This window comes from Enterobacter cloacae complex sp. ECL411 (assembly GCF_021869665.1).
Taxonomy (GTDB): domain Bacteria; phylum Pseudomonadota; class Gammaproteobacteria; order Enterobacterales; family Enterobacteriaceae; genus Enterobacter; species Enterobacter intestinihominis.
This window is the reverse complement of sequence record NZ_CP091486.1, coordinates 4705925-4727891: the sequence shown is the minus strand read 5'-3', so window position 1 is coordinate 4727891 and position 21967 is coordinate 4705925. Positions and strand designations below refer to the sequence as shown.

The 21967-nt window shown below is 53.9% G+C and carries 20 protein-coding genes; 3 read left to right on the top strand and 17 right to left on the bottom strand.

Annotated features, from left to right (window positions below; genetic code table 11):
* Nucleotides 1-15: 15 nt before the first annotated feature.
* From glmS to asnC, 15 genes are all read right to left on the bottom strand, one after another.
* Nucleotides 16-1845, bottom strand: coding sequence for a glutamine--fructose-6-phosphate transaminase (isomerizing) (gene glmS, locus L3069_RS22620; RefSeq protein WP_032626716.1), 1830 nt, complete (start codon nucleotides 1843-1845; stop codon nucleotides 16-18).
* Between the two features lie 240 nt (nucleotides 1846-2085).
* Nucleotides 2086-3456, bottom strand: coding sequence for a bifunctional UDP-N-acetylglucosamine diphosphorylase/glucosamine-1-phosphate N-acetyltransferase GlmU (glmU, locus tag L3069_RS22615; RefSeq protein WP_038414970.1), 1371 nt, complete (start codon nucleotides 3454-3456; stop codon nucleotides 2086-2088).
* A 138-nt stretch (nucleotides 3457-3594) separates the two neighbouring features.
* Entirely contained in the window at nucleotides 3595-4014 is a 420-nt protein-coding gene (locus L3069_RS22610) for a F0F1 ATP synthase subunit epsilon (protein WP_006177560.1), read from the bottom strand.
* A gap of 20 nt (nucleotides 4015-4034) precedes the next feature.
* Nucleotides 4035-5417: a F0F1 ATP synthase subunit beta gene (atpD, locus tag L3069_RS22605; RefSeq protein ID WP_003862362.1), complete on the bottom strand. Its 1383-nt coding sequence runs from the start codon at nucleotides 5415-5417 to the stop codon at nucleotides 4035-4037.
* Nucleotides 5418-5448: 31 nt separating this feature from the next.
* Complete coding sequence (gene atpG / locus L3069_RS22600; RefSeq protein ID WP_003862364.1) at nucleotides 5449-6312, bottom strand: F0F1 ATP synthase subunit gamma; 864 nt, start codon at nucleotides 6310-6312, stop codon at nucleotides 5449-5451.
* A 51-nt stretch (nucleotides 6313-6363) separates the two neighbouring features.
* The gene (atpA, locus tag L3069_RS22595; RefSeq protein WP_006808751.1) at nucleotides 6364-7905 is read right to left on the bottom strand and encodes a F0F1 ATP synthase subunit alpha; all 1542 of its coding nucleotides are present in this window, start codon (nucleotides 7903-7905) and stop codon (nucleotides 6364-6366) included.
* A 12-nt stretch (nucleotides 7906-7917) separates the two neighbouring features.
* A complete protein-coding gene (gene atpH / locus L3069_RS22590; RefSeq protein WP_003862369.1) occupies nucleotides 7918-8451 on the bottom strand; it encodes a F0F1 ATP synthase subunit delta in 534 nt (177 codons plus the stop codon).
* Between the two features lie 14 nt (nucleotides 8452-8465).
* Nucleotides 8466-8936: a F0F1 ATP synthase subunit B gene (atpF, locus tag L3069_RS22585; protein ID WP_003862370.1), complete on the bottom strand. Its 471-nt coding sequence runs from the start codon at nucleotides 8934-8936 to the stop codon at nucleotides 8466-8468.
* A gap of 48 nt (nucleotides 8937-8984) precedes the next feature.
* Nucleotides 8985-9224 carry a F0F1 ATP synthase subunit C gene (gene atpE, locus L3069_RS22580; RefSeq protein WP_000429386.1) on the bottom strand — a complete coding sequence of 80 codons (240 nt, stop codon included), beginning with the start codon at nucleotides 9222-9224 and terminating at the stop codon, nucleotides 8985-8987.
* Nucleotides 9225-9273: 49 nt separating this feature from the next.
* Entirely contained in the window at nucleotides 9274-10089 is an 816-nt protein-coding gene (gene atpB / locus L3069_RS22575) for a F0F1 ATP synthase subunit A (RefSeq protein WP_100167747.1), read from the bottom strand.
* 8 nt (nucleotides 10090-10097) lie between these two features.
* A complete protein-coding gene (gene atpI, locus L3069_RS22570) occupies nucleotides 10098-10478 on the bottom strand; it encodes a F0F1 ATP synthase subunit I (RefSeq protein ID WP_003862375.1) in 381 nt (126 codons plus the stop codon).
* A gap of 616 nt (nucleotides 10479-11094) precedes the next feature.
* Nucleotides 11095-11718, bottom strand: coding sequence for a 16S rRNA (guanine(527)-N(7))-methyltransferase RsmG (rsmG, locus tag L3069_RS22565; protein ID WP_022649872.1), 624 nt, complete (start codon nucleotides 11716-11718; stop codon nucleotides 11095-11097).
* Nucleotides 11719-11825: 107 nt separating this feature from the next.
* Entirely contained in the window at nucleotides 11826-13715 is a 1890-nt protein-coding gene (gene mnmG / locus L3069_RS22560; protein ID WP_003862379.1) for a tRNA uridine-5-carboxymethylaminomethyl(34) synthesis enzyme MnmG, read from the bottom strand.
* Between the two features lie 374 nt (nucleotides 13716-14089).
* Nucleotides 14090-14539 carry an FMN-binding protein MioC gene (mioC, locus tag L3069_RS22555; RefSeq protein ID WP_023305124.1) on the bottom strand — a complete coding sequence of 150 codons (450 nt, stop codon included), beginning with the start codon at nucleotides 14537-14539 and terminating at the stop codon, nucleotides 14090-14092.
* 90 nt (nucleotides 14540-14629) lie between these two features.
* Nucleotides 14630-15088, bottom strand: coding sequence for a transcriptional regulator AsnC (gene asnC, locus L3069_RS22550; RefSeq protein ID WP_003862383.1), 459 nt, complete (start codon nucleotides 15086-15088; stop codon nucleotides 14630-14632).
* Between the two features lie 151 nt (nucleotides 15089-15239).
* On the opposite strand from asnC, the gene asnA reads away from it, so the two are divergent.
* Nucleotides 15240-16232 carry an aspartate--ammonia ligase gene (gene asnA, locus L3069_RS22545; RefSeq protein WP_003862385.1) on the top strand — a complete coding sequence of 331 codons (993 nt, stop codon included), beginning with the start codon at nucleotides 15240-15242 and terminating at the stop codon, nucleotides 16230-16232.
* On the opposite strand, the gene viaA is transcribed toward asnA, so the two are convergent.
* Both viaA and ravA read right to left on the bottom strand, forming a co-directional pair.
* Entirely contained in the window at nucleotides 16233-17684 is a 1452-nt protein-coding gene (gene viaA / locus L3069_RS22540) for an ATPase RavA stimulator ViaA (RefSeq protein WP_022649870.1), read from the bottom strand.
* A complete protein-coding gene (gene ravA / locus L3069_RS22535) occupies nucleotides 17678-19174 on the bottom strand; it encodes an ATPase RavA (RefSeq protein ID WP_100167748.1) in 1497 nt (498 codons plus the stop codon). Before ravA ends, viaA begins: the two co-directional genes overlap by 7 nt.
* 222 nt (nucleotides 19175-19396) lie before the next feature.
* Here ravA and kup point away from each other — a divergent pair, with 222 nt between their 5' ends.
* Both kup and rbsD read left to right on the top strand, forming a co-directional pair.
* Nucleotides 19397-21265, top strand: coding sequence for a low affinity potassium transporter Kup (kup, locus tag L3069_RS22530; protein WP_006808744.1), 1869 nt, complete (start codon nucleotides 19397-19399; stop codon nucleotides 21263-21265).
* Nucleotides 21266-21547: 282 nt separating this feature from the next.
* Nucleotides 21548-21967: a D-ribose pyranase gene (gene rbsD, locus L3069_RS22525; RefSeq protein ID WP_038414969.1), complete on the top strand. Its 420-nt coding sequence runs from the start codon at nucleotides 21548-21550 to the stop codon at nucleotides 21965-21967.

Here is a 21967-nt window from a genome sequence, read left to right as displayed (position 1 = left end):
CGGAGCCTGGAAGGATTATTCTACGGTAACGGACTTCGCCAGATTTCGCGGCTGGTCAACGTCGGTGCCTTTGATCAGCGCGACGTGGTAAGCCAGCAGTTGCAGCGGTACGGTGTAGAAGATCGGCGCAATCACCTCTTCCACATGCGGCATCTCGATGATGTGCATGTTGTCGCTGCTGGCGAAACCGGCATCTTTATCCGCAAAGACGTACAGTACACCACCACGGGCGCGCACCTCTTCGATGTTAGATTTCAGTTTTTCCAGCAGTTCGTTGTTCGGTGCCACCACGATAACCGGCATATCCGCGTCGATCAGCGCCAGCGGACCGTGTTTCAGCTCGCCTGCCGCGTAGGCTTCCGCGTGGATGTAGGAGATCTCTTTCAGCTTCAGCGCGCCTTCCAGCGCGATAGGGTACTGATCGCCACGGCCCAGGAACAGAGCGTGGTGCTTATCAGAGAAATCTTCAGCCAGCGCCTCAATGCGTTTGTCCTGAGACAGCATCTGCTCGATACGGCTCGGCAGCGCCTGGAGACCGTGAACGATATCATGCTCAACGGAAGCATCTTCGCCTTTCAGACGCGCCAGCTTCGCCACCAGCATCAGCAGAACGGTCAGCTGAGTGGTAAACGCTTTGGTGGAAGCGACGCCGATTTCGGTGCCCGCTTTAGTCATCAGCGCCAGATCGGATTCACGCACCAGCGAGGAGCCCGGTACGTTACAGATGGCCAGCGAACCCAGGTAACCCAACTCTTTAGACAGACGCAGCGCCGCCAGGGTATCGGCCGTTTCGCCAGACTGGGAAAGAGTGATCATCAGGCTGTTACGGCGCACAGCGGATTTACGATAGCGGAACTCAGATGCGATTTCGACGTCACACGGCACGCCCGCCAGGGATTCAAACCAGTAGCGAGAGACCATACCGGAGTTGTAAGAGGTACCGCAGGCCACGATCTGAATGTGCTCGACTTTGCTCAGCATTTCGTTGGCATTGGCGCCCAGCTCGCTCAGATCCACTTCACCATGGCTGATGCGCCCGGTCAGGGTGTTTTTAATGGCGTTTGGCTGTTCGTAGATCTCTTTCTGCATGTAGTGACGATAAGCACCTTTGTCGCCCGCGTCGTATTGCAGGTTTGATTCGATTTCCTGGCGCTTAACCTGCTCGCCTTTCGTGTCGAATACGGTCACGCTGCGACGTGTCACCTCGGCAATGTCGCCCTCTTCCAGAAAGATAAAGCGACGGGTAACCGGCAGCAGCGCCAGCTGGTCGGAAGCGATAAAGTTTTCACCCATGCCCAGACCAATCACCATCGGGCTACCGGAACGCGCGGCCAGCAGCGTGGACGGGTCACGGGAATCCATGATCACCGTACCGTAAGCACCACGCAGCTGAGGGATAGCGCGCAGCACCGCATCACGCAGTGTACCGCCCTGTGCCAGCTCCCAGTGCACCAGGTGAGCAATCACTTCGGTGTCGGTTTCAGAGACGAAGGTATAGCCGCGCGCTTTCAGTTCTTCACGCAGCGGTTCGTGGTTTTCGATAATGCCGTTATGCACCACCACAATGTGTTCAGACACATGCGGGTGTGCGTTGCCTTCAGATGGCTCACCGTGAGTCGCCCAGCGGGTATGCGCAATACCGGTGCCACCGTGCAGCGGATGTTCCTCCGCCGCCTGGGCCAGCATCTGCACTTTACCGAGACGACGCAGACGGGTCATATGACCTTCTGCATCGACGACAGCCAGACCGGCTGAGTCATAACCACGGTATTCCAGACGACGTAAACCTTCGAGAAGGATTTCAGCAATATCACGCTGCGCAACTGCGCCAACAATTCCACACATAGTTAGATTTCCTGATTATGGCGTTATGCCATGCGTTGTCGCTGACCTGTATTTGCCCTTTCCGGGCACCCCGAGCCTTGTAGAGAGTGGGGTTATTTTTATGGGTACTGCTGGTGGGGGGAGGATTATGTTATCCCCTCACCCCGGCCCTCTCCCCATAGGGGAGAGGGTGAAAACCGCACCATTCAGTTCCCCTCTCCCCTATGGGGAGAGGGTCAGGGTGAGGGGTGTATATTGTCGTTACTTTTTCTTCACCGGGCGTTTCCAGCCCTGCTTGTGTACCTGCGGAACGCGGCTTAACACCAGCTCGTTCTCGGCCACATCGCGCGTAACGGTTGTCCCGGCGGCAATGGTCACGCCTTTGCCCACGGTAACAGGCGCCACCAGCTGGGTATCGGAACCTACAAACACGTCATCACCGATGATGGTTTTAAACTTATTGGCACCGTCATAGTTACAGGTAATCGTCCCTGCACCGATGTTTACGTTGTCGCCAATTTCCGCATCGCCCAGATAGGTCAGATGACCGGCTTTCGAGCCTTTACCGAGACGTGCTTTTTTCATTTCCACGAAGTTACCTACATGAGCGCCTTCCAGCAGCTCAGCGCCCGGGCGCAGACGCGCAAACGGGCCGATGGTACAGGCGGAATCCAGACGCGCATCTTCTACCACGCTGTACGGGCTGATTTCGCAGTCGTCACCGATCACGCTGTTTTTAATCACACAGCCGGTGCCGATTTTGACGCGGTTGCCCAGCGTGACGTTACCTTCCAGGATAACGTTAGTATCTATTTCAACGTCGCGCCCGTGGGTCAGCGTGCCACGCAGATCGAAACGCGCCGGATCGCGCAGCATAACGCCCGCCAGCAACAGTTTTTCTGCCTGCTCGGACTGGTAAATACGCTCCAGGCGTGACAGCTGTAGACGGTTGTTTACCCCGTCCGTTTCGCTGATACGCGCCGGATGAACGGCAGCAATCTCACGCCCTTCCTGGTACGCCATCGCAATGATGTCGGTGATGTAGTATTCACCCTGCGCGTTGTTATTATTGAGTTTGGACAGCCAGCGCTTCATATCCGCACCGTTCGCAATCAGGATGCCGGTGTTGATCTCCTGAATCTGACGCTGTTCGTCAGTGGCATCTTTATGCTCAACAATCCCGGTTACCTTGCCGTTTTCACGCGTAATGCGGCCATAGCCGGTTGGATCGTCCAGCACGACGGTTAACAACCCAATGCCACCCTGCGGTTTGGCTTCACGCAGGCGAGTGAGGGTTTCAACGGAGATCAGCGGGACGTCGCCGTAGAGCATCAGGATATCTTCATCATCAGCGAAGAAGGGTGCAGCCTGCTGCATTGCATGACCCGTACCCAGCTGTTCTGCCTGTAGCACCCAGTTGAGATTGTCGTCACGCAGCGTTTTTTTCAGCAGATCGCCGCCATGTCCATAAACCAGATGCACCTGGCTGGCGCCTAATTCATTAGCTGCATCAATAACATGCTGCACCATTGGCTTTCCTGCCAGTGTGTGGAGCACTTTAGGCAGATCGGAATACATGCGGGTACCTTTGCCTGCGGCAAGGATCACCACGCTCATCGCACTGTTTAACATACGCATCCTGACGGTAGTTTGTGTGAGAAGTAAAAACGTTTGATGCTTAAAATTCTACATCTTTTTCATCATGAATTAAGGCCGAAAAAAAAAGCCAGCCTGGGATCCAGACTGGCTTTTGTGCTTTTCAAGCCGGTGTTACATCGCTTTTTTGGTCAACTCGATAACGCGCAGTTTCGCGATCGCTTTGGCCAGCTCCGCAGACGCCTGAGCGTAATCCACGTCACCATGAGAGCTGCTAATGTGCTCTTCAGCCTTACGCTTCGATTCCAGGGCTCGCGCTTCGTCGAGATCCTGGCCACGAATAGCGGTATCGGCCAGAACGGTCACACTGCCTGGCTGCACTTCAAGAATGCCGCCGGACAGATAGATAAACTCTTCATGACCGAACTGTTTAACGATGCGGATCATACCAGGCTTAATGGCGGTGAGCAGCGGTGCGTGACCCGGGAAAATACCCAGTTCACCTTCACTACCCGTTACCTGGATTTTCTCGACCAGACCAGAGAACATTTGTTGCTCTGCGCTGACGACGTCCAGGTGGTAAGTCATTGCCATATCACCCTCCGATTAAGGCGTTAAAGTTTTTTGGCTTTTTCCACGGCTTCTTCGATGGAACCAACCATGTAGAACGCCTGCTCTGGCAGGTGATCGTATTCGCCTTCCATGATGCCTTTAAAGCCACGGATGGTGTCTTTCAGGGAAACGTATTTACCTGGAGAACCGGTGAATACTTCCGCAACGAAGAACGGCTGGGACAGGAAGCGCTGGATCTTACGCGCACGTGCTACCACCAGTTTGTCTTCTTCAGACAGTTCATCCATACCCAGGATGGCGATGATGTCTTTCAGTTCCTGGTAACGTTGCAGCAGGGACTGTACGCCACGCGCGGTGTCGTAGTGTTCCTGGCCAACAACCAGTGGATCCAGCTGACGGCTGGTAGAGTCCAGCGGGTCAACGGCCGGGTAGATACCCAGAGACGCGATCTGACGGCTCAGTACCACGGTTGCATCTAAGTGAGCAAAGGTGGTGGCTGGAGATGGGTCAGTCAAGTCATCCGCAGGTACGTATACCGCCTGAACGGAGGTGATAGAACCAGTTTTGGTAGAGGTGATACGTTCCTGAAGAACACCCATCTCTTCCGCAAGCGTAGGCTGATAACCTACCGCTGAAGGCATACGACCCAGCAGTGCAGATACTTCAGTACCGGCCAGGGTGTAACGGTAGATGTTATCAACGAACAGCAGAACGTCACGGCCTTCGTCACGGAACTTCTCAGCCATCGTCAGGCCAGTCAGCGCAACGCGCAGACGGTTTCCTGGTGGCTCGTTCATCTGGCCGTAAACCAGGGATACTTTATCCAGAACGTTGGAGTCGGTCATTTCGTGGTAGAAGTCGTTACCCTCACGAGTACGTTCACCAACACCCGCAAACACGGAGTAACCGGAGTGCTCGATCGCGATGTTACGGATCAGCTCCATCATGTTTACGGTTTTACCTACACCCGCACCACCAAACAGACCAACTTTACCGCCCTTCGCGAACGGGCACATCAGGTCGATAACTTTGATGCCGGTTTCCAGCAGTTCCTGAGAGCTGGACAGCTCTTCGTAGGAAGGTGCCGCGCGGTGGATAGCCCAACGCTCTTCTTCACCGATGTCGCCTTTCATGTCGATTGGTTGACCCAATACGTTCATGATACGACCCAGTGTTGCTTTACCTACCGGGACTTCGATCGGGTGCTCAAGGTCTTTCACTTCCAGACCACGACGCAGACCGTCGGAAGAACCCATGGCGATGGTACGCACGATACCGCCGCCGAGCTGCTGCTGAACTTCCAGCACCAGGCTCTCGTTACCATTTTGTACCTCAAGCGCGTCGTACACGCGTGGTACGGCGTCCTGAGGGAACTCGACGTCCACCACGGCGCCGATTACCTGGACAATCTTTCCAGTAGCCATCTTGAATCCTCTACGTAATTCGTAAACCTGGTTAAACCGCGGCGGCCCCCGAGACGATCTCGGTGAGTTCCTGAGTAATGCTGGCCTGACGAGCTTTGTTGTAAACCAACTGCAGCTCTTTAATCAGGCTGCCGCCATTATCGGTCGCGGCTTTCATCGCCACCATTCGTGCGGCCTGCTCGCTGGCCAGGTTTTCTACAACGCCCTGATAAACCTGAGATTCAACGTAACGACGCAGCAGGGTATCCAGCAGCGGTTTCGGATCGGGTTCATACAGGTAATCCCAGGCTTTCTGTTTCAGCTCGTCATCTTCTGATGCCGGTAACGGCAGCATCTGAGTGAGCGTAGGCACCTGAGACATGGTGTTAATAAATTTGTTGCTGACAACGTACAGTCTGTCCAGACGGCCTTCATCGTAGGCCTGCAACATCACTTTAACCGGGCCGATCAGTTCGGACAGGGACGGGTTATCACCCATACCGGTCACCTGAGCGACAATGTTGCCACCAACGGAGTTAAAGAAAGAGACGCCTTTAGAGCCAATCAGTGCCAGATCGCACTGAACGCCTTTATCGGACCAGCCTTTCATATCCGCCAGCAGTTTTTTGAACAGGTTAATGTTCAAGCCGCCACACAGACCACGGTCAGTCGACACCACCAGGTAGCCCACGCGCTTAACGTCGCGTTCTTCCAGGTAAGGGTGCTTATATTCCAGATTACCGTTTGCAAGGTGACCAATCACTTTGCGCATGGTCTCTGCATAAGGACGGCTGGCCGCCATGCGATCCTGCGATTTACGCATTTTGGAAGCGGCGACCATCTCCATCGCTTTAGTGATCTTTTGCGTGTTCTGGACGCTTGCGATCTTACTACGTATCTCTTTTGCGCCGGCCATGAGCTTCTCCTCAATGCCAGACGGCTTGTCCTGAGACAAGCCGCCGGACGATTACCAGGATTGGGTTGCTTTGAAGGAATCGAGGATAGCTTTCAGCTTGCCTTCGATTTCGTCGTTATAGCCACCGGTCTGGTTGATCTCTTGCATCAGCGGAGCGTGATCACGGTCGACGTAAGCCAGCAGAGCGGCTTCGAAGCTACCGATTTTCGCCAGTTCCACATCTTCGAGGTAACCGCGTTCAGCCGCGAACAGTACCAGGCCCTGCTGAGCAACAGACATTGGCGCGTACTGTTTCTGCTTCAGCAGCTCGGTCACTTTCTGACCGTGGCTCAGCTGTTTACGGGTTGCTTCGTCCAGATCGGATGCGAACTGAGAGAACGCAGCCAGTTCACGATACTGTGCCAGCGCGGTACGGATACCACCGGACAGTTTCTTGATGATCTTGGTCTGAGCAGCACCACCCACACGGGATACGGAGATACCCGGGTTAACCGCCGGACGAATACCGGAGTTAAACAGGTTGGTTTCCAGGAAGATCTGACCATCGGTAATGGAGATTACGTTGGTCGGAACGAACGCAGAAACGTCACCCGCCTGGGTTTCAATGATCGGCAGAGCGGTCAGAGAACCTGTTTTACCCTTCACTTCACCTTTGGTGAAGTTCTCGACGTATTCCGCATTAACGCGGGAAGCACGCTCCAGCAGACGAGAGTGGAGGTAGAATACGTCGCCCGGGAATGCTTCACGTCCTGGTGGACGACGGAGCAGCAGGGAAACCTGACGATAAGCAACAGCCTGTTTAGACAGGTCATCGTATACGATCAGCGCATCTTCACCGCGGTCACGGAAGTATTCGCCCATTGCGCAACCAGCGTATGGTGCCAGGTATTGCAGTGCAGCAGATTCAGACGCAGTTGCTACCACAACGATGGTGTTAGACAGTGCGCCGTGCTCTTCCAGTTTACGAACCACGTTGGAAATGGTGGACGCTTTCTGGCCGATAGCCACGTACACACATTTGATGCCGGAATCACGCTGGTTGATGATGGCGTCGATTGCCATCGCGGTTTTACCGGTCTGACGGTCACCGATGATCAGTTCACGCTGACCACGACCGATTGGGATCATGGCATCAACGGACTTATAACCCGTCTGCACTGGCTGATCAACGGACTGACGGTCGATAACGCCTGGTGCGATAACTTCGATTGGAGAGAAGCCATCGTGCTCAACCGGACCTTTACCGTCGATTGGCGCACCCAGGGTGTTAACAACGCGACCCAGCAGGCCACGGCCAACCGGCACTTCCAGAATACGGCCAGTACACTTAACCTTCATGCCTTCGGCAAGGTCAGCGTATGGACCCATCACAACGGCACCTACGGAGTCGCGCTCCAGGTTCAGTGCGATGGCGTAACGGTTACCCGGCAGGGAAATCATCTCACCCTGCATACAATCGGCCAGGCCGTGGATGCGGATAACACCGTCACTTACAGAAACAATAGTACCTTCGTTGTGAGCTTCACTCACAACACTGAACTGAGCAATGCGCTGCTTGATCAGTTCGCTGATTTCGGTGGAATTCAGTTGCATGCTCCAGTCCCCTTAAGACTGCAAGACGTCTGCAAGGCGCTCAAGACGGCCGCGTACGCTGCCATCAATGACCATATCACCCGAACGGATGATTACGCCTGCCATTACAGACTTATCGATTTTGCAATTCAGCTTAACTTTGCGTGACAGACGTTTTTCCATCGCGGCGGTGATTTTCGCAAGCTGTTCATCACTCAGTTCAGTCGCGGAAGTTACTTCAACTTCAGCGGTAGCTTCACTAAGGGCACGTAAGTGCTCAAACTGCTCGAGAACATCCGGGAGCACACGGAGACGACCATTTTCCGCCATCACCTTAATCAGGTTCTGGCCGTTGGCATCCAGTTGCTCTCCGCACACGGCGATAAACGACGCGGCGAGGGTTTCAGGCGCTAACGCACCAGAAAGCAACTCGGCCATTTGTTCGTTTTTCGTCACCTCAGCGGCAAACGCCAGCATATTCTGCCAGCGATCGACATTTTGGTGTTCGACAGCAAAGTCAAAAGCTGCTTTGGCGTAGGGGCGAGCTACCGTAACAAATTCAGACATCAGCCCCTCCCTCCTTACAGTTCAGCGACAAGTTTGTCCACGATGTCGCTGTTAGCAGCTTCATCCACGGAACGTTCGATGATCTTCTCGGCGCCAGCAACAGCCAGAATCGCAACCTGCTTACGCAGTTCTTCACGAGCACGTTTACGCTCAGCTTCAATTTCAGCCTGAGCCTGTGTCACGATCTTAGTACGTTCCTGTTCTGCTTCAGCTTTGGCTTCGTCCAGGATCTGAGAACGGCGTTTGTTAGCCTGTTCAATGATTACCTGAGCTTCAGCTTTCGCTTTTTTCAGCTGGTCTGTCGCGTTGGCCTGTGCAAGGTCCAAATCTTTCTTAGCGCGTTCTGCGGAAGCCAGACCGTCAGCAATTTCTTTCTGACGTTTTTCGATGGCAGCCATTAAAGGCGGCCATACATACTTCATACAGAACCAGACAAAGAGAATAAACGCGATGGCCTGGCCGAGGATTGTTGCGTTCATGTTCACAGCACAATACCTCTTAAATTTCTGTGGCTTGGGGTTTTAAAACAACTACTACGCGACAGCAAACATCACGTACAGACCCAGACCTACAGCGATCATTGGGATTGCATCCACCAGACCCATAACGATAAAGAACTGAGTACGCAGCAGAGGAATCAGATCAGGTTGACGCGCTGCGCCTTCCAGGAATTTGCCCCCGAGGATGCCGATACCGATCGCAGCACCGATAGCCGCCAGACCCATCATCACAGCGGCAGCCATGTACAGCAGATCCATATTCAGGTTTTCCATGACAGTCTCCAGTTTGTTTCAATTAAAACGTAGTAGTGTTGGTAAAAAATCAGTGCTCTTCAGACGCCATCGACAGATAGACGATCGTCAGAACCATGAAGATAAAGGCTTGCAGCGTAATGATCAGGATGTGGAAAATGGCCCATGGCACATTCAGAATCCACTGTGACCACCACGGCAGAAGACCCGCGATCAGAATGAAAATCAGCTCACCCGCATACATGTTGCCGAACAGTCGCAGACCCAGTGAAACAGGTTTGGACAGCAGGCTAACGCCTTCCAGGATCAGGTTGACCGGAATAAACGCCCAGTGGTTGAACGGCTGCAAGGTAAGCTCTTTCACAAAGCCGCTTACGCCTTTCATTTTGATGCTGTAGAAAAGAATCAGGATAAATACGCCCAGCGCCATCGACAGGGTGATGTTCACGTCGGCAGACGGAACCACGCGCAGTGCAGGCAGACCGAAGACATGCTCGCCGATCCACGGCAGGAAATCGATAGGCAGAAGGTCCATCAGGTTCATCAGGAAGACCCAAACGAACACGGTCAGGGCCAGCGGAGCAATCAGCTTGCTCTTACCATGGTACATGTCTTTGACGCTGCCATGGACGAAGCCGATGATCATCTCGATGAACGTCTGGAATTTCCCTGGAACACCGCTGGTCGCTCGTTTAGCAACACGGCGGAACATGGCCAGGAACAGAAGACCCAAAACCACCGAGAAGAACATGGAGTCGATGTTGATCGTCCAGAAGGTGGCCGGGGGGTTATGTGGATCCACCAGCGAGAATGTACGCAGGTCCAGCTGAAGGTTATTCAGATGGTGACCTATGTAATCCTGCGGCGTCATATTTTCTGAAGCCATGATGCCTTTTACCCTTTGTTATTGATTACAGCTGGAGCCAGAACTTGTACCACCAGCACCAAAACCCACGTTGCTATCAGCGGCATGAATACCACTTTCAAAACCGCCAGCGCCATCACCAGTAGAGCAAAGGTCAGCAACACCTTACACACTTCGCCGAGAGCGAAGGACCAGGCCACGCGGCCTTTGGCGGGTGTATGCGCCTGATGACGCCAGGCAAAAATCATAAACAACACGTTTGGCAGAACCACCGCCAAACCTCCGCACGCGGCGGAGATGCCCCAGAAGGGGTCTTTGAGGCTAAACAGCAGTCCACTTGCTATCACAGCCAGAAACTGAATGAACAGAAGCTTACGAGCAACGTTTCTACTCAAGAGCGACACAGACATCACGTTTTTACTCCTGCTCCCTTCGAGGTATGCCGCGTGTCGTATAAAACGTCCTTTAAGGCTCAGAGTCAAGCATCAAAAAGCGGTCAAATTATACGGTGCGTACCCGTGATTTCAAACATTAAGTAGCGAAAAGGTGAATAAATGTTTAAATATTTTTCCCCAGTCCTATTTTTCAACTTTTGAACTCAGTGCCAACCTTCAGGCAAAACTGCAAACAGCGCGGAAACGTTGGTGATAAAGCGTGCACGAGATCACAAAATACACATTTGCGATAAAGTGGTATTTATCAAAGACGTAAAACGATTTATTTCATCCGATTGAAATTAAAGCAAAAAAATCGCAACTATTTTTAAAACAGAGCCGTATACAACAAAAACCTTTTATTGACATTCTTAATAAATATTTAACATTTCATTCTTGTTGCCTTTACCCACTTTTAGCAGGCTGATATTTTCATGGTTGACTATCTTCAGGGTGAACGAATCACTTCAGGTTAACCATAAGAAAATCCATGGTGACAACAAGGTTAAATTAACTACGGCCAAATCAGACTGGATGTGCTGCTTTTTAACACCATCAGAACAGCACAAATTCCACATTTTTTATTAATTTTTTAAAATGTGTTTGGCTTAATTATCACCAGATGACGCTCACCTTCGAGCTGAGGGATCTGGAGTTTTTCAATGGATTCCACTGCAAAACCGTCCGGAAGCTGCTCTATTTCGTCCCCCGGAAGTTGTCCTTTCAGCGCATAAAAACGGCCCTTATCCGCCGGCAGGTGTTTGCACCAGCTCACCATGTCATTGAGTGAGGCAAATGCGCGGCTGATAACGCCGTCAAACGGTGGCTCTGCCGGGAACTCCTCTACCCTGCTCTGCACGGGCGTGATGTTTTCCAGCTTCAGCTCATGCTGAACCTGTCGTAAAAAGCGTACGCGCTTGCCCAGACTGTCCAGCAGCGTGAAATGACTCTCCGGTCGAACAATAGACAACGGAACGCCCGGCAAGCCCGGACCGGTGCCCACGTCGATAAAACGTTCACCGGTAAGATACGGCGCCACAACGATGCTATCGAGAATATGGCGAATCAGCATCTCGTTGGGATCGCGTACGGAGGTGAGGTTGTACGCTTTATTCCATTTGTTCAGCATATCGACATAGGCCACCAGCTGATTTTTCTGGTGATCGGTGAGCGAAATACCTGCCTGTTCCAGCAGACGAGAGAGTTTATTGAGCACGGTGGATACCTGTTGAGAGATTTTTCGCCCGGTGGCACTGCCGCTTACCGGGCCTACGATTAAGTAGGGCGGGTAAGCGAAGCGCCACCCGCCAAAAACAATGTTAATTACGCGCTGCGGCGCAGCATACCCTGCTTTTTCAGCCACACCAGCAGAATCGAAATCGCGGCAGGTGTGACACCGGAGATACGTGAGGCCTGGCCAATCGACACAGGTTTGTGATCGTTCAGCTTAGCGATCACTTCGTTGGAAAGCCCCGTCACCTGACGATAGTCCAGCATTTCCGGCAGTAGCGTATTTTCGTTGCGCTGCTGTTTTTCGATCTCATCCTGCTGACGCGCGATGTAACCTTCGTATTTCACCTGGATCTCGACCTGTTCAGCCGCTTCAGCGTCTTCAAGGCCCGGTGCGAACGCCGTCAGTTTGACCAGATTCTCGTAGGTGACTTCAGGACGGCGCAGCAGATCTTCCCCACTGGCTTCGCGCGACAGCGGTGCTGTTAAGTGAGCATTCACTTCAGCAGCAGTTTCCGCCTGCGGATTCACCCAGGTGGTTTTCAGGCGCTGACGTTCCTGTTCAATGCGTTCCAGCTTCTCGTTGAAGCGCGCCCAGCGCTCGTCATCCACCAGACCCAGCTCGCGCCCCACCTCGGTCAGACGCAGATCGGCATTGTCTTCGCGCAGCATCAGGCGATATTCCGCACGAGAAGTAAACATGCGGTACGGTTCTTTGGTCCCCAGCGTGCAGAGATCGTCGACCAGAACGCCCAGGTAAGCCTGAGAACGCGCCGGTGCCCAGCCCTCTTTCTCGGCAGAGAAGCGAGCGGCGTTCAGACCGGCCAGCAGCCCTTGCGCGGCTGCTTCTTCGTACCCGGTGGTGCCGTTAATCTGGCCTGCGAAGAACAGACCCTGGATGAATTTGCTTTCCAGCGTCGGCTTCAGGTCACGCGGATCGAAGAAATCGTACTCAATAGCGTAGCCAGGACGAACGATCTTCGCGTTTTCCATCCCCTGCATTGAACGCACAATCTGCATCTGCACGTCGAACGGCAGGCTGGTGGAGATGCCGTTCGGGTAAATTTCGTTAGAGGTCAGCCCTTCCGGTTCGAGGAAGATCTGGTGCTGATTACGATCGGCAAAGCGCATCACTTTGTCTTCGATCGACGGGCAATAACGCGGACCGATCCCTTCGATCACACCAGCATACATTGGGCTGCGATCGAGATTATTGCGGATCACGTCATGGGTTTTTTCATTGGTGTGCGTGATGTAGCACGGCACCTGCTGCGGATGTTGCGCCGCATTGCCCATGAACGAGAACACCGGCATCGGGTTATCGCCGTGCTGCTGTGCCAGTACGCTGAAATCAATGGTACGCGCATCAATTCGCGGCGGCGTACCGGTTTTCAGGCGGCTTACGCGCAGCGGCAGCTCACGCAGACGACGAGACAGCGGAATCGACGGCGGATCGCCCGCACGGCCACCGCTGTAGTTGTCCAGACCAATATGGATTTTACCGTCCAGGAATGTCCCGACCGTCAGCACCACCGCTTTTGCGCGGAACTTGAGACCCATCTGGGTCACGGCGCCAACAACACGATCGTTTTCCACGATAAGATCTTCTACAGCCTGCTGGAAGATCATCAGGTTCGGTTGGTTTTCCAGCGCGGTGCGCACAGCCTGACGGTAAAGCACGCGGTCTGCCTGTGCACGGGTGGCGCGAACAGCCGGACCTTTACTCGCGTTTAGTATCCTAAACTGAATGCCCGCATGATCGATCGCTTTCGCCATCAGGCCGCCAAGTGCATCCACTTCTTTTACCAGGTGTCCTTTCCCAATGCCGCCAATCGCCGGATTACAGGACATTTGTCCCAGCGTGTCGATATTGTGTGTCAAAAGCAGGGTCTGCTGACCCATTCGCGCTGCGGCCATTGCGGCCTCAGTGCCTGCGTGACCCCCGCCAATGATGATGACGTCAAAAGGATCCTGATAAAACATGGTGGTCTGCCTCGCGTAAAGCGGTATGAAAATGGATTGAAGCCCGGGCCGTGGATTCTACTCAACTTTAGTCTTTCGAGAAAGCATTGGGATCCTGGGTTATTAAAAAGAAGATCTTTTTATTTAGAGATCTGTTCTATTGTGATCTCTTATTAGGATCGCAGACCTTTGTGGATAAGTCCGATCCCATAAATAAGATCATGTAGTTAGGAAGGATCGTTTGCTGTGAATGATCGGTGATCCTGGACCGTATAAGCTGGGATCAGATCGCCACTTTATACACAGGTCAAAAACTAAACTAACGTTGTTCTTTGGATAACTACGGGTTAATACGAGCTTTTAACCAGAGTTATCCACATCTAATCGCACGATCTTTAATCGTTTTTGAGTAATTTTTTCCATTCCGCGAGCCAGATCTCGGCTGGATCTTCGGGAATATCATGATCGAGGATGTTGATCTTCAGCGTTTCACCCAGCTGTTTTGCTCCGCAGGCGGTCACCGCAGCTTCTACTTTCTCTATTGCGCCACAGAAAGTGTCATATTCACGGCTGCCGATCCCTACAGCGCCAAACCGGACGTTTGACAGATCGGGCTGTTGTTCCAGCAGTTCGTCATATAAAGGTTGCAGGTTATCCGGCAGATCGCCCGCGCCGTGCGTGGAGGTGATCAGCAGCCAGACCCCGTCAGTCGGGAGATCTTCCAGCAGCGGTCCGTGCAGCGTTTGTGTAGAAAAGCCCGCGTCTTCCAGCTTCTCAGCCAGATGTTCCGCTACATATTCCGCACCGCCCAGGGTGCTGCCGCTGATAAGAGTAATGTCCGCCATTGATCGCTCGCTCAGATAAAGAGGCGGCCATTGTACGCTGTGAACGAGCTGGGATCTACCTGTGGAAAATGTGGGAATGAAATTGCCCGATCACGGGCGGATAGTACGCATGATCGGGTTTTGCAGGGAGATCAGGGTTTCGGTGGACTGAATTTCATCGATTGTTTGGATCTTGTTGATAAGTACCTGCTGGAGAGCGTCGATGGATCGGCACATGACCTTTATAAAGATGCTGTAGTGCCCGGTGGTGTAGTACGCCTCAGTGACTTCATCCAGCGCGTTCAGCTTCTCCAGCGCGGAGGGGTAATCTTTGGCGCTTTTCAGAATAATGCCAATGAAGCAGCAGACGTCGTAGCCGAGTTGCTTCGGGCTGACATCAATGCGTGCGCCGGTGATGATCCCGGCCTGCTTCATTTTCTCTACGCGAACGTGAATGGTCCCCGGGCTGACGCCAAATTGTTTCGCCAGTTCGGCATACGCGGTGCGTGCGTTGGCCATGAGCGCTTCCAGAATGCCGCGGTCCAGATTGTCGATCTGATAATTTTCCATAGGTTTTTCTTATGAAGATTAATAATTCCTTCTATTCTAGCGTCTTATTTTAACGAATCAAAAGTGAAGGTGGCTTTTTGTTGATGGGTTATTGAATTAAGCGCCTGTTCTGTTGCTTAATCAGTATCAACAGGACGCAGGAGTATAAATAATGAAAACCGCTTACATCGCAAAACAACGCCAGATCAGTTTCGTTAAATCCCATTTTTCTCGCCAGCTGGAAGAGAAGCTTGGCCTTATTGAAGTGCAGGCGCCGATTCTGAGCCGCGTGGGTGACGGGACGCAGGATAACTTGTCTGGTTGCGAAAAAGCGGTACAGGTAAAAGTGAAAACACTGCCAGACGCCCAGTTCGAAGTGGTTCATTCCCTGGCGAAGTGGAAGCGTCAAACCCTGGGACAACACGACTTCAGCGCGGGCGAAGGGCTTTACACGCATATGAAAGCCCTTCGCCCCGATGAAGACCGCCTCTCCCCCATTCACTCTGTCTACGTTGACCAGTGGGACTGGGAGCGTGTAATGGGTGACGGCGAGCGTCACGTCGGTACACTGAAATCCACCGTTGAGGCGATCTACGCCGGGATCAAAGCGACCGAAGCGGCCGTGAGCAAAGAGTTTGGTCTGGCACCGTTCCTGCCGGAAACGATCCACTTTGTTCACAGTCAGGAGTTGCTGAGCCGTTTCCCGGATCTGGATGCCAAAGGCCGTGAACGCGCGATCGCCAAAGAGCTGGGCGCGGTATTCCTGATCGGCATTGGCGGGAAATTGTCTGATGGTAAACGTCACGACGTCCGTGCGCCGGATTACGATGACTGGAGCACCGTGGGCGAGAGCGAATATGCCGGTCTGAACGGCGATATTCTGGTCTGGAACCCGGTTCTGGAAGATGCGTTTGAACTCTCTTCGATGGGGATCCGCGTGGATGCTGAAGCACTGAAGCGTCAGCTGGCCGTGACCGGTGATGAAGATCGTCTGCAACTGGAGTGGCACCAGGCGCTGCTGCGCGGTGAAATGCCGCAGACCATCGGCGGTGGTATTGGCCAGTCTCGTCTGACCATGCTGCTGTTGCAACTGTCCCATATCGGTCAGGTACAGTGTGGGGTCTGGCCGCAGCAGGTACGTGAGAGCGTCGGTTCTCTTCTTTAATTAACGTCGCCAGCGTCTGAGCAGGCGGCTACGCAACCCGGTATCAAAGCGCCAGATGTGATCGAAGATGCGCATGATGCCGGGTTTTCCATGTGCAGACATCGCCACGGCATGGAAGCGGTGCTGATGCACGCGCTGCATCTCCTTCACTTTATTCACGACGTCGTCCGGCAGCCGCTGGGCAATAAAATCGGAAATCACCACCGCATCCGCGTCGTACCAGTCTCCGCCCTGCATGCGCTCAATGATGCTGCGAAAACAGCTGGCCAGATCGGTGCCGCCGCGAAAGCGCTGGCTTAAAAAGCGGATCGCCTGCTCCAGCCCCTGTGGGCTGGTCAGTTCATACCCCACCACTTCGCTGGAAAATAACATGATGTAGCAGCGACGACGATCGGCGAGCGCCACGCGCATCAGAGCCAGACAGAACGCTTTTGCACACTGCTCGTTAAATCCCCCCATCGATCCGGACGTATCTACGCAAACAATGAATGGACCGCGCGGTTGCTCATCAAAGTCCTGATGCACCACCGGGCGCTGGCTGATTTTTTCGCGCCAGGCTTCGCCATGCAACCGATAGGTAAGAAGCTGTTTTTCCACCAGACGGCGATAAAACTCATACTCCAGTTCGGTCATTCCCAGCGTGCTGAGTTCCGTAGGCAACAGGCGCAGGATATCATCGCTTTGCTGTAAGCCGTCCACCTGCTCCGGTACGGTGGAGGGCTCGCGTACCAGCGTACGGAAGGTTTCCATCGGCGCATCTTTCTTTGGAATTGACCTGGCCTCCCGGGAACGACCAAGCTGTTCTGCAAGCTTCATCAGCTCCGGCTGTTGTGCCAGAAAGTCGCCGTACTTCACGATCAACTGATAATCGCCACGTTTTAACTGACCGGCACTCATATCCCAGAGTCGACCGGCGGCGTTTTCATTCTCCACCAGCACCTGTTCTAGCTGGCCGCTTAACGTCATCCGCTCCTGAACTTCGCTTAACAGCTGTTCGCGCTCTTCGTCCAGCAACTGCTGGTTGAGAGAGGTGGCCTGAACGACAAGACTGAGCCGCCAGCGCTGTAAAAACAGCGTATGCAGGGCGGGAGTAAAGCTGGGGTTGTCCGTGACCAGCGCTCTGGCCTGGCTGGCAAACGGGGAGTGAACGTTATCTAGCAGCGTCAGGGTTTGCTGTAGCTGGGCAATAAACTGCGGCGTTGAAAGCCGCTGGCACTGCTGGTAACCAGCCACTTCCTCTGTCAGTTCCGGCGGGACTTCCGTCTCCTTAAACCGCTGGCGCAGGTTATCGCGCCAGCGGGGAAGATCGTCCGTCATTGCTTTTCTGAGCTTCGGAAATTTTTCAAAGAAGGCCGCCAGCTGCGGTGAAGCGAGCAGGGTAATGACGACCTCTTCGATCAACCCTTCCTCGCTAACCGCCAGCATGACGTTAAGCGTGTCCAGCGTTAGCATTGACGCGCCTGTTTAATCTGCGCGCTGACATCCTGCAAGCTGGCTTCAATGCGACCTAACCAGTCGCTATGGATAAAGAGGCATTTCTGCTGCTCGCTGAAGCGCGTGTGCTGCTGATGCCATTCGTTATCCAGCGCTTCGAGCTGCTGTTTGATCTCCTCCGGAAGACTGTCAGAGGCCGTGCCCGGCAGCGCCAGGCGCGATCCCTGAAGGCTGACGTCGCGGATCACAAGGTGCTGGCTGCTGTCGACTTCCATCGACAGCGGCTGTGCAAAGCCGATACCGTTGAGTTTACCGCGGATCTCGCCGCCCTTATCCAGCCACTGAACCAGCGCAACGCGTTCGATCGTCACGTGCACCACCTGCATATCATGAAGCTTTAGCGGCTGCTGAAGAAGAAGCGTGAGCGAGGCGTCAGTCAGCTCGGCTGGCAGTTCATAGTGCGGTTTACGGGCCAACATCCCGCCAAGACGGTTCACCTTCAGCGCGGTTTTGTCACTTTGCTGCTGCTGAAGCTGAAGACGACGTTGGGCAATCGCCCCCAGTTGATTAAGCATGGATTGCTGACCCCACGCGTGCCCGGTCATCAAAACGTCCAGCTGCTGCTGCATCAGATTCATCCCTTCTGCGTCGTGCCACAGACAGTCTTTCAGCAGGATCAGATCGATGGGGGCGACAGCATCGCGGCCGCTGAACAGGGCGCTTGCCTGAAGCAGACGAATGGCTTTTTTCCAGCGACGGTCGGAGACGTACGGCGCGGAGGGCAATAAATCAAGCTGCTGGCGCAGCATGAAGATCAGCTCAAAGACGGCATCGGGCAGCTTAATTTTGCCTATCTCTTCCTGCCACTGGTCATACTCTTCGTCCGTGACCTGTAATGATGGTGCCACCGGATTTTCGTTTTCGTCCTGCTGGCTTACCAGCATTGAGCGGAAGTTCGATTTGTCCTGGACTTTATCCAGCCACAGGCGGATCAGCATGCGGTCATACAGCGCTTCAAGGCTGCTGTCGGCTTCGGGAAGTTCGTTAGACGCGGCCACCAGCAACCGCATGGGGATCTTCTCTTCGCTCGCGCCGTTGCGGAAGCGGCGTTCGTTGATTGCCGTCAGCAGGGTATTCAGAATGGCCGGGCCGGCTTTCCAGATCTCATCAAGAAAGACGATTTCCGCTTCCGGGAGATAGCCCGCCGTCAGACGTTCATAGCGTCCCTCATCTTTTAACGCCTGAATGGAGAGCGGGCCGAAAACTTCTTCCGGCGTGGAGAAACGCGTCATCAAATACTCGAATGCGCGAGCGTTCTGGAAAGCGAATTTGAGGCGGCGTGCGATCAGACTTTTGGCAATGCCCGGCGGACCCAGCAGAAACACGCTTTCCCCGCTCAGCGCCGCCAGTAAACAGAGGCGAATGGCGTGGCTACGCTCGTAAAGGCCTTTCTCCAGCGCACTGCTGAGGCGGGAAATTCTTTCTGCTAATAAATGTGAGTGAGCCATAATAGTTTTGCATCCTTTCGCCGTCGTGGCGGCTAATTGAAGCGAGTATAGACGTTTCGGTCTGGCCTGGTAATAGGCTGAAGTGCGGCGCTATTTTCTTTGCGCTACATTAATGCGGCTGCATTTAGGGGTACGATTTTGCATTGAATCGTGCATACTGTGCGCTTTTTGTGGGCCAAGGGACTAAGCACACATTTGTTATTCAAACGAAAAGACTAGTCTATGAGCACTGATAATAAGCAATCATTACCCGCAGTAACGCTTGCAGCGATCGGGGTTGTCTACGGTGATATCGGCACCAGCCCGCTTTATACGCTTCGTGAATGTTTGTCCGGTCAGTTTGGTTTTGGTGTAGAGCGTGACGCCGTATTTGGTTTCCTCTCGCTCATCTTCTGGCTGCTGATACTGGTGGTCTCCCTTAAGTATCTCTCTTTCGTTATGCGGGCTGATAACGCGGGCGAGGGCGGTATTCTGACCCTGATGTCCCTTGCTGGGCGCAATACGTCTGCAAGAATGACCTCCGTGCTGGTCATCATTGGCCTGATTGGCGGCAGCTTCTTCTATGGGGAAGTCGTGATTACGCCAGCGATTTCGGTGATGTCGGCCATAGAGGGGCTGGAGATTGTCGCGCCTCAGCTTGATACGTGGGTGGTGCCACTCGCTATTATCGTGCTGACGTTGCTGTTTGCTATACAAAAACACGGTACCGGGCTGGTGGGTAAGCTGTTCGCGCCTATTATGCTGGCCTGGTTCCTGATCCTGGCGGCGCTGGGCTTACGCAGTATTATTGCCAACCCGGATGTCCTGCACGCGCTGAACCCAATGTGGGCGGTGCATTTCTTCCTGGAATATAAAGTGGTGTCGTTTGTGGCGCTGGGCGCGGTAGTGCTTTCCATTACCGGTGTTGAAGCGCTGTATGCAGATATGGGCCACTTCGGGAAACTCCCAATTCGCGTCGCCTGGTTTAGCGTTGTTCTGCCTTCACTGGTGCTGAATTACTTCGGCCAGGGCGCGCTGCTGCTTGCCCATCCTGAAGCGATTAAAAACCCGTTCTTCCTGCTGGCGCCGGACTGGGCGCTGGTTCCGATGCTGATCCTGGCGACGCTGGCGACGGTCATTGCCTCTCAGGCTGTTATTTCCGGCGTATTCTCCCTGACGCGTCAGGCCGTGCGTCTGGGGTATCTCTCGCCGATGCGCATTATCCATACCTCTGAGATGGAGTCAGGCCAGATCTACATTCCGTTCGTCAACTGGCTGCTCTATTTCGCGGTGGTGATTGTTATCGTCAGCTTCGAGCACTCCAGTAACCTGGCGGCGGCGTACGGTATCGCGGTGACCGGAACGATGGTGTTGACCTCTATTCTCTCTACCACCGTGGCGTACCGTAACTGGCACTGGAATAAGTTCCTCGTGGGGCTGATCCTGGTTGGCTTCCTCTGTATCGACGTACCGCTGTTCTCTGCGAACCTCGATAAGATTGTCTCCGGTGGCTGGCTGCCGCTGACGCTGGGTCTGGTGATGTTCATCGTGATGACGACGTGGAAGAGCGAACGTTTCCGCCTGCTGCGACGTATGCATGAGCACGGTAATTCTCTGGAGGCGATGATCGCCTCGCTGGAGAAATCCCCGCCGGTGCGTGTGCCGGGTACGGCGGTGTATATGTCTCGTGCGCTGAACGTGATCCCGTTTGCACTGATGCATAATCTTAAGCACAACAAAGTGCTGCACGAGCGCGTGATCCTGCTGACGCTGCGCACCGAAGATGCGCCGTATGTACACAACGTGCGCCGCGTACAGATTGAGCAGCTGTCGCCGACCTTCTGGCGCGTGGTGGCAAGCTATGGCTGGCGCGAAACGCCGAACGTGGAAGAAGTATTCCACCGCTGCGGTCTGGAAGGGCTGAGCTGCCGCATGATGGAGACGTCGTTCTTTATGTCCCACGAGTCGCTGATCATCGGCAAGCGCCCATGGTATCTGCGCCTGCGCGGCAAGCTGTATCTCATCCTGCAACGTAACGCCCTGCGTGCGCCTGACCAGTTTGAGATCCCGCCCAATCGCGTGATTGAGCTGGGGACGCAGGTCGAGATTTAATTCTCAGTGCGGCCTGATGCCCTCACCCAGCCCCTCTCCCCGGAGGGGCGAGGGGATTGCTCAGTGCTCGCATTAATTTGTGGGGAACCCTCAGCCCACAGGGAGAGGGCGCAACCATAAAAAACGGTAACCTGACGGTTACCGTTTTGCATTTACCTCCTTTGCATTTCACTTAGCGAAACGTTTCGACGCCGATCACAAATCCGTTACGTCATGATGGTTTTCTGAACACTTCTGCGGCTACACTGTTTTTAGCGAAACGTTTCGCTAGTGGAGCAAAAAATGAAGAAAGGCACAGTACTCAACTCAGAAATATCATCGGTGATTTCCCGTCTTGGGCATACCGATACGCTGGTGGTTTGCGATGCAGGCTTACCGGTTCCGCGCAGCACAACCCGTGTCGATATGGCGTTAACGCAGGGCGTACCCTCGTTCATGCAGGTACTGGAAGTCGTGACGGCGGAGATGCAGGTTGAGGCGGCCATTCTCGCGGCGGAAATCAAACAACATAATCCGCAACTCCACGAAACGTTGCTCAGCCACATTGAGCAACTGCAACAGCACCAGGGAAACACCATAGAAATTCGTTACACAACGCACGAGCAGTTCAAACAACAAACCGCAGACAGTCAGGCGGTGATTCGCAGCGGGGAGTGTTCCCCGTATGCGAATATCATTCTCTGTGCTGGCGTCACCTTCTGA

Excerpts from the sequence above, each read along its gene's own strand:
- ravA (WP_100167748.1), bottom strand. The coding sequence starts at position 19,174 with ATGGCTCACTCACATTTATTAGCAGAAAGAATTTCCCGCCTCAGCAGT.
- asnC (WP_003862383.1), bottom strand. The coding sequence starts at position 15,088 with ATGGAAAATTATCAGATCGACAATCTGGACCGCGGCATTCTGGAAGCG.
- atpB (WP_100167747.1), bottom strand. The coding sequence starts at position 10,089 with ATGGCTTCAGAAAATATGACGCCGCAGGATTACATAGGTCACCATCTG.
- asnA (WP_003862385.1), top strand. The coding sequence starts at position 15,240 with ATGAAAACCGCTTACATCGCAAAACAACGCCAGATCAGTTTCGTTAAA.
- atpE (WP_000429386.1), bottom strand. The coding sequence starts at position 9,224 with ATGGAAAACCTGAATATGGATCTGCTGTACATGGCTGCCGCTGTGATG.
- mnmG (WP_003862379.1), bottom strand. The coding sequence starts at position 13,715 with ATGTTTTATCAGGATCCTTTTGACGTCATCATCATTGGCGGGGGTCAC.
- atpI (WP_003862375.1), bottom strand. The coding sequence starts at position 10,478 with ATGTCTGTGTCGCTCTTGAGTAGAAACGTTGCTCGTAAGCTTCTGTTC.
- glmU (WP_038414970.1), bottom strand. The coding sequence starts at position 3,456 with ATGTTAAACAGTGCGATGAGCGTGGTGATCCTTGCCGCAGGCAAAGGT.
- atpA (WP_006808751.1), bottom strand. The coding sequence starts at position 7,905 with ATGCAACTGAATTCCACCGAAATCAGCGAACTGATCAAGCAGCGCATT.
- rbsD (WP_038414969.1), top strand. The coding sequence starts at position 21,548 with ATGAAGAAAGGCACAGTACTCAACTCAGAAATATCATCGGTGATTTCC.
- viaA (WP_022649870.1), bottom strand. The coding sequence starts at position 17,684 with ATGCTAACGCTGGACACGCTTAACGTCATGCTGGCGGTTAGCGAGGAA.
- atpG (WP_003862364.1), bottom strand. The coding sequence starts at position 6,312 with ATGGCCGGCGCAAAAGAGATACGTAGTAAGATCGCAAGCGTCCAGAAC.
- L3069_RS22610 (WP_006177560.1), bottom strand. The coding sequence starts at position 4,014 with ATGGCAATGACTTACCACCTGGACGTCGTCAGCGCAGAGCAACAAATG.
- atpH (WP_003862369.1), bottom strand. The coding sequence starts at position 8,451 with ATGTCTGAATTTGTTACGGTAGCTCGCCCCTACGCCAAAGCAGCTTTT.
- glmS (WP_032626716.1), bottom strand. The coding sequence starts at position 1,845 with ATGTGTGGAATTGTTGGCGCAGTTGCGCAGCGTGATATTGCTGAAATC.
- atpD (WP_003862362.1), bottom strand. The coding sequence starts at position 5,417 with ATGGCTACTGGAAAGATTGTCCAGGTAATCGGCGCCGTGGTGGACGTC.
- mioC (WP_023305124.1), bottom strand. The coding sequence starts at position 14,539 with ATGGCGGACATTACTCTTATCAGCGGCAGCACCCTGGGCGGTGCGGAA.
- kup (WP_006808744.1), top strand. The coding sequence starts at position 19,397 with ATGAGCACTGATAATAAGCAATCATTACCCGCAGTAACGCTTGCAGCG.